The sequence below is a fragment of the Aeromonas sp. PrichA-15 genome (assembly GCF_017939245.1).
Taxonomy (GTDB): Bacteria; Pseudomonadota; Gammaproteobacteria; order Enterobacterales; family Aeromonadaceae; genus Aeromonas; species Aeromonas caviae.
Genome location: NZ_JAGKRH010000067.1, coordinates 1 through 6,109 on the forward strand (window position 1 = coordinate 1; position 6,109 = coordinate 6,109).

Genomic DNA, 6,109 nt, shown 5'->3' on the forward strand with positions numbered 1-6,109 from the left:
GGCGACCAAACCAAGGTGATCGAGGTTACGGATCGAGATAGCGGGTGCGGCCATGATGATCTACCTGCAAAAGAGAGTAATAGATCAGAACGGCCGATCGCCGTCAAGCACTGAAAATAGCAAAATCAGGTGCGGAATGACGGATCGATCACTTCAAGCGGGTCAACGACCAGTTTGGTCACGGCTGCGGGGATGAGGTCATTCGCTATGTGGCCGGGGTGCTGGTGGCCGAGGTACGCAAGGATGATCTGGTGGGGCGCATCGGTGGCGAGGAGTTCGCCATCATCATGGGGGGCGTGAGCGGCCAGATGGCCCGCGACATCTGTGACCGGATCCGCCGCCAGATAGAGACGGGCTCCCGGCAGGGGGCCTGCCTGCCGTGCGAGGGGGTCACGGTGAGCATTGGGGTTGTGTGCGCCAGTGCCGAGGCTGACCTGGCACTGATGCTGACCAAAGCCGATGCTGCCATGTACCGGGTGAAGGAAGCGGGGCGAAACGGGGTGCATCTGGCATTCGAGCCGGCACTGCCTCGGCTGGTCGAAAGCAGCGAGGGGTAGACCCTCGCCACCGATGGTGCCTGGCTAGAAGAGTTTGCTGCCCCAACCGAGCTTGTTGCGCAGCACGTGGAAGTAGCTGTAATCCAGCGGATGCACCAGATGAAGCTTGTGGCTGCTCTTCTTGATGAGGATCTCGTCCCCCGGGTGGACCGCCAGGGTGACCTGGCCGTCGCAGCTCACCTGCATGGCGTCGTCCTGGTTGTCTGGCGAGACCAGCAGCCGCACTTCGCTGTCCGCATCCAGCACGATGGGGCGGCTGCTCAGGGTGTGCGGGAACATGGGCACCAGCGTGATGGCGTTGAGTTTGGGGGTGAGGATGGCGCCCCCTGCCGACAGGGAGTAGGCGGTGGAGCCGGTGGGTGTCGCCACTATGATGCCGTCCGAGCGCTGGCTGTACATGAAGCTGCCGTCGATGTAGACCTCGAATTCGATCATGTGGGCGATCTTGCCCGGGTGAAGCACCGCCTCGTTGACCGCGAGGTTGCTCGACTTGCGCTCCCCGTGGCGATAGACGGCGGCCTCCAGCAGGAAGCGATGCTCGCTCTTGAAGTGACCCGAGAGCACCTGCTCCAGGGGCAGCAGATAATCCTGGGGCGAGAGATCGGTCAGGAAGCCGAGGTTGCCCCGGTTCACCCCGATCACCGCCACATCGAACCGTGACAGCACCCGGGCGGCCCCCAGCATGTTGCCGTCACCGCCGACGACGATGGCGAGATCCGCCTGCTCGCCGAGCTGCACCAGATCCATCACGTTCTCCCCGAGCAGCCCCAGGGTATGGGCCACCCGGCTCTCCAGCAGCACACGAAAGCCGCGGCTGGTCAGGTACTGGTACAGGCCGGTCAGGGTCTGGTTGGCCCCCTCGTGATGGGGCTTGCCGATGAGGGCAACGGTTTTGAACGGAGAATCCATAGGTTATCGGGTCTGGGAGAGTCTTGGGGGGAGTATACCGCGCTTTGCCGGGGATTTGTCTGCCTCCGTGGTGGTTGGTGCAATCGGCCCCGAAAAGGGACTGCCTGGCACGCGGATGGGCGCCATTGTGCCCGATCTGCCCTTTTCCCCTTGAAAGCCGGGGCTGTGTCCCCATAATAGCGCCAACACAGGGTCTGCTGGCGCGTGTCGCTTGTCTGAACGCCAGCCACCCTCACACGCAACCCCTGAATATTGGAGATGTCATGAGCCACGAAGAACAAAAGGTTGAAGCGATGGAGCAAGTGGAAGCCCAGCCAGTCGAGCCGACCGATGTAGACAGTGAAGTGACAGCCGAGCAGGCCCGCATCGCCGAGCTGGAGGCCCAGCTGGAGGCGGCCCAGCAGGCTTCCCTGGAAGAGCGCGAGCGCGCCATTCGCGCCGTCGCCGAGATGGAGAACCTGCGTCGCCGTGCCGCTCAGGACGTGGAGAAAGCCCACAAGTTTGCACTGGAGAAGTTCGCCGCAGAGCTCTTGCCGGTGCTGGACAACCTGGAGCGCGCCATCGAGCTGGCGGACAAGGAGAACGACACCCTCAAGCCGATGATTGAAGGGGTCGAGCTGACCCTGAAATCCATGCAGAGCGGCGTGGGCAAGTTTGGCCTGGTGGCGCTGGACCCGACCAACCAGCCGTTTGACCCCAATGCCCACCAGGCCATGAGCATGGTGCCCAGTGCCGATGTGGCGCCGAACACCGTGATCGCCGTGATGCAGAAGGGCTACGAGCTCAACGGCCGCGTCATCCGTCCGGCCATGGTGATGGTCTCCAAGTCCGCTGACTGATCGCGCTGTTCTCACCAAGCCCGCCGCTTGGCGGGCTTTTTGTTGGATGTGGCGCCAGAAAACGTGTCTGGCGTCATTTGGCTGTCAGGTGGCCTGTATGCAGGTTTTTTCAGGGCCGGACTTGAAGCGCCGACTTGAGACCCCATATAGGTTGCAAGGCCACGGCGGCACAAAAAATTTGATGCCGGGAGCTTGAAAGCCACAGTGGCAGGCCCCACCTAGCCGTTAACGTATCAAGGCGAGCCCCTCGCCAGTTTATTCAAAGTATTTGGAGATTCGTCAAATGGGTAAAATCATCGGTATTGACCTGGGTACTACCAACTCCTGCGTCGCTATTCTGGATGGCGACCATGCTCGCGTGATCGAGAACGCGGAAGGCGACCGTACTACTCCGTCCATCATTGCCTATGCCGATGACGGCGAAATCCTGGTTGGTCAGCCGGCCAAGCGCCAAGCCATCACCAACCCGAAGAACACGCTGTTCGCCATCAAGCGTCTGATCGGCCGTCGTTTCGAAGATGACGAAGTACAACGTGACCTGAAAATCATGCCTTACGCCATCGCCAAGGCCGACAACGGTGACGCCTGGGTTGAAGTGAAAGGCAAGAAAATGGCACCGCCGCAGATCTCTGCCGAAGTGCTGAAAAAGATGAAGAAGACCGCCGAGGACTACCTGGGCGAGCCGGTGACCGAAGCCGTCATCACCGTACCGGCCTACTTCAACGACGCCCAGCGTCAGGCCACCAAGGATGCCGGTCGCATCGCCGGTCTGGATGTAAAACGCATCATCAACGAACCGACTGCCGCGGCTTTCGCCTACGGCGTCAACAAGGTCAAGGGTGAGCGCAAGGTTGCCGTATATGACTTAGGGGGCGGTACCTTCGATATCTCCATCATCGAGATCGACGAAGTCGAAGGGGAAACCACCTTCGAAGTGCTGGCAACCAACGGTAACACCCACCTGGGTGGTGAAGACTTCGACAACCGCGTCATCAACTACCTGGTTGACGAGTTCAAGCGCGAGCAGGGCATTGACCTGCGCAACGACCAGCTGGCCCTGCAGCGTCTGAAAGATGCCGCCGAAAAAGCCAAGATCGAGCTCTCTTCTGCCCAGCAGACCGACGTCAACCTGCCGTACATCACTGCAGATGCCACCGGTCCGAAGCACATGAACATCAAGGTGACCCGCGCCAAGCTGGAATCCCTGGTGGAAGACATGGTGAAAGACTCCCTGGAGCCGGTTCGTGTCGCCCTGAAAGACTCCGGTCTGGCGGTTGGCGAGATCGACGACGTCATCCTGGTGGGCGGTCAGACCCGTATGCCGCTGGTTCAGAAGACCGTGGCCGACTTCTTCGGCAAAGAGCCGCGCAAAGACGTCAACCCGGACGAAGCCGTGGCCATGGGGGCGGCCATCCAGGGTGCCGTACTGTCCGGTGACAAGACCGACGTACTGCTGCTGGACGTGACTCCGCTCTCCCTGGGGATCGAGACCATGGGCAGCGTGATGACCGCGCTCATCGAGAAGAACACCACCATTCCGACCAAGAAGTCCCAGGTGTTCTCCACCGCCGAAGACAACCAGTCTGCCGTGACCATTCACGTGCTGCAGGGTGAGCGCAAGCGCGCCAGCGACAACAAGTCCCTGGGCCAGTTCAACCTGGAAGGCATCCGTCCGGCACCGCGCGGTCTGCCGCAGATCGAAGTGACCTTCGACATCGACGCCAACGGCATCCTGCACGTCTCCGCGAAAGACAAGGAGACCAACAAGGAGCAGAAGATCACCATCCAGGCCTCTTCCGGTCTGTCTGATGACGAGATCGAACGCATGGTACGCGAAGCCGAAGCCAACGCGGCCGAGGACAAGAAGTTCGAAGAGCTGGTGCAGGCCCGCAACCAGGCTGACGGTCTGGTCCACTCCGTGCGCAAGCAGGTCACCGAAGCCGGTGAAGCTCTGCCTGCCGACGAGAAGACCAAGATCGAGACTGCCCTGAGCGAGCTGGAATCCGCCATCAAGGGTGACGACAAGGCTGCCATCGAAGCCAAGCAGCAAGCGCTGCTGGAAGCGTCCCAGAAGCTGATGGAAATTGCTCAGCAGCAGGCTCAGGCGCAAGGCGCCGCCGGTGCTGACGCCGGTCAGTCCTCCTCTTCTGCCAAGGCTGACGACGACGTGGTCGACGCCGAGTTCGAAGAAGTGAAAGACGACAAGAAGTAAGCCCGACCCGGATGGGCGAAGTCCGCTTCGCCCATCGGCTCAGAATCTGTTCACGGTCTATCGCGAGAGGCCGTCAGCAAGGTAAAGAGCAGCGCAAGAACCGGAGTCTATGTGAATACATGAGCACTCTTGGTTACAAACAAGCGAGCTGCACATGAGCCTTGATCACGGCTTCGTAGTAAGAGTGTGAGCAGATTCGTCAATGAATTTACGGGCGTTGGGTAACCAACGCCCGTCTGCGTAACTGCTGATATAGCAACAGGATGAGTATGTCGAAGCGCGATTTCTACGAAGTGCTCGGGGTATCGAAAGGTGCCGACGAGCGCGAGATCAAGAAGGCGTACAAGCGTCTGGCCATGAAGTATCACCCGGATCGCAACCAGGGTGATGCCGGGGCTGAAGAGAAGTTCAAAGAGGTCAAGGAAGCCTACGAGGTCCTGACCGACGAGAACCTGCGTGCCCGTTATGACCAGTACGGACATGCCGGGGTGGATCCGAGCCAGGGTGGCGGCCACGGCGGCTTTGGCGGTGGTGCCGATTTCGGCGATATCTTCGGCGATGTGTTTGGCGACATCTTCGGTGGTCGCGGGGGCGGTCGTCGCGGCCCGGCCCGTGGCTCCGACCTGCGCTACAACATGGAGCTGACGCTGGAAGAGGCGGTGCGCGGGGTCTCCAAGGAGATCAAGATCCCGACCCAGGTCCACTGCGAAGTGTGCAACGGCTCCGGTGCCCATACTGGCAGCTCCGCCCAGACCTGCCCCACCTGCCACGGCTCCGGCCAGGTGCAGATGCGCCAGGGCTTCTTCGCGGTGCAGCAGCCCTGTCCCCACTGTCACGGTCGCGGCAAGATCATCAAGGATCCGTGCCGCAAGTGCCATGGGGAAGGGCGCTACCAGAAGACCAAGACCCTGTCGGTCAAGATCCCGGCTGGGGTCGATACCGGGGATCGCATCCGTCTCTCCGGCGAAGGGGAAGCGGGGGAAACCGGCGCATCGGCGGGGGATCTGTACGTACAGGTTCATGTGCGCGAGCACGAGATCTTCGTCCGTGACGGCAACGACCTCTACTGCGAAGTGCCCATCAGCTTCACCACGGCGGCGCTCGGCGGGGAGATTGAAGTGCCGACCCTGGATGGCCGGGTCAAGCTCAAGGTCACGGCAGAAACCCAGACCGGCAAGCTGTTCCGCCTGCGGGGCAAAGGCGTCAAGTCCGTGCGCTCCGGCCAGGTGGGGGATCTGATGTGCAAGGTGGTGATCGAGACTCCGGTCAAGCTGACCGAGACCCAGAAAGATCTGCTGCGCCAGCTGGACGACTCCTTCAGCGGCGCTGCTGCCAAGACCCACAAGCCGAAATCCGAGGGCTTCTTCGAAGGGGTGAAACGCTTCTTCGACGACCTGACCAAATAAACGCGACCCGCGTTACCCAAGCCGGCACGGATGTGCCGGCTTTTTTTTGGTTCATCGCGGCTTTCCGGGGAAGGCCGCCTTGATTTTCAGAAAAAAGTATTCTGAGTCCCTAAATCCATATGCCATGCGCTTTATCACTTTGATCTTGTTGTTCACCCCTTCCAGCACACTCGTGTGCATCGGGTA

General features: G+C 60.8%; 6 protein-coding genes. 4 read left to right on the top strand and 2 right to left on the bottom strand.

Translation table 11 applies throughout. From position 1 onward, the window contains the following. The first annotated feature begins 200 nt into the window (after positions 1-200). Entirely contained in the window at positions 201-557 is a 357-nt protein-coding gene (locus J9889_RS10790; RefSeq protein WP_349237007.1) for a GGDEF domain-containing protein, read from the top strand. A gap of 24 nt (positions 558-581) precedes the next feature. Here J9889_RS10790 and nadK read toward each other — a convergent pair whose 3' ends face one another. Then, on the bottom strand, positions 582-1,466 hold the full coding sequence (nadK, locus tag J9889_RS10795) for an NAD(+) kinase (protein WP_010673644.1): 885 nt from the start codon (positions 1,464-1,466) through the stop codon (positions 582-584). 263 nt (positions 1,467-1,729) lie between these two features. Here nadK and grpE point away from each other — a divergent pair, with 263 nt between their 5' ends. From grpE to dnaJ, 3 genes are all read left to right on the top strand, one after another. Next, positions 1,730-2,305 carry a nucleotide exchange factor GrpE gene (grpE, locus tag J9889_RS10800; RefSeq protein WP_113978197.1) on the top strand — a complete coding sequence of 192 codons (576 nt, stop codon included), beginning with the start codon at positions 1,730-1,732 and terminating at the stop codon, positions 2,303-2,305. A 283-nt stretch (positions 2,306-2,588) separates the two neighbouring features. Further along, positions 2,589-4,517 (top strand): molecular chaperone DnaK, encoded by a 1,929-nt coding sequence (dnaK, locus tag J9889_RS10805; protein WP_010673646.1) that lies wholly within the window; start codon positions 2,589-2,591, stop codon positions 4,515-4,517. A gap of 269 nt (positions 4,518-4,786) precedes the next feature. After that, complete coding sequence (dnaJ, locus tag J9889_RS10810) at positions 4,787-5,923, top strand: molecular chaperone DnaJ (RefSeq protein WP_210556664.1); 1,137 nt, start codon at positions 4,787-4,789, stop codon at positions 5,921-5,923. A 51-nt stretch (positions 5,924-5,974) separates the two neighbouring features. Here dnaJ and J9889_RS10815 read toward each other — a convergent pair. Then, a partial coding sequence (locus J9889_RS10815) for a transposase (protein WP_210538105.1) occupies positions 5,975-6,109 on the bottom strand: 135 nt, incomplete at its 5' end.

Coding starts and splice junctions, on each gene's coding strand:
- nadK (WP_010673644.1), bottom strand. CDS start 1,466: ATGGATTCTCCGTTCAAAACCGTTGCCCTCATCGGCAAGCCCCATCAC.
- grpE (WP_113978197.1), top strand. CDS start 1,730: ATGAGCCACGAAGAACAAAAGGTTGAAGCGATGGAGCAAGTGGAAGCC.
- dnaK (WP_010673646.1), top strand. CDS start 2,589: ATGGGTAAAATCATCGGTATTGACCTGGGTACTACCAACTCCTGCGTC.
- dnaJ (WP_210556664.1), top strand. CDS start 4,787: ATGTCGAAGCGCGATTTCTACGAAGTGCTCGGGGTATCGAAAGGTGCC.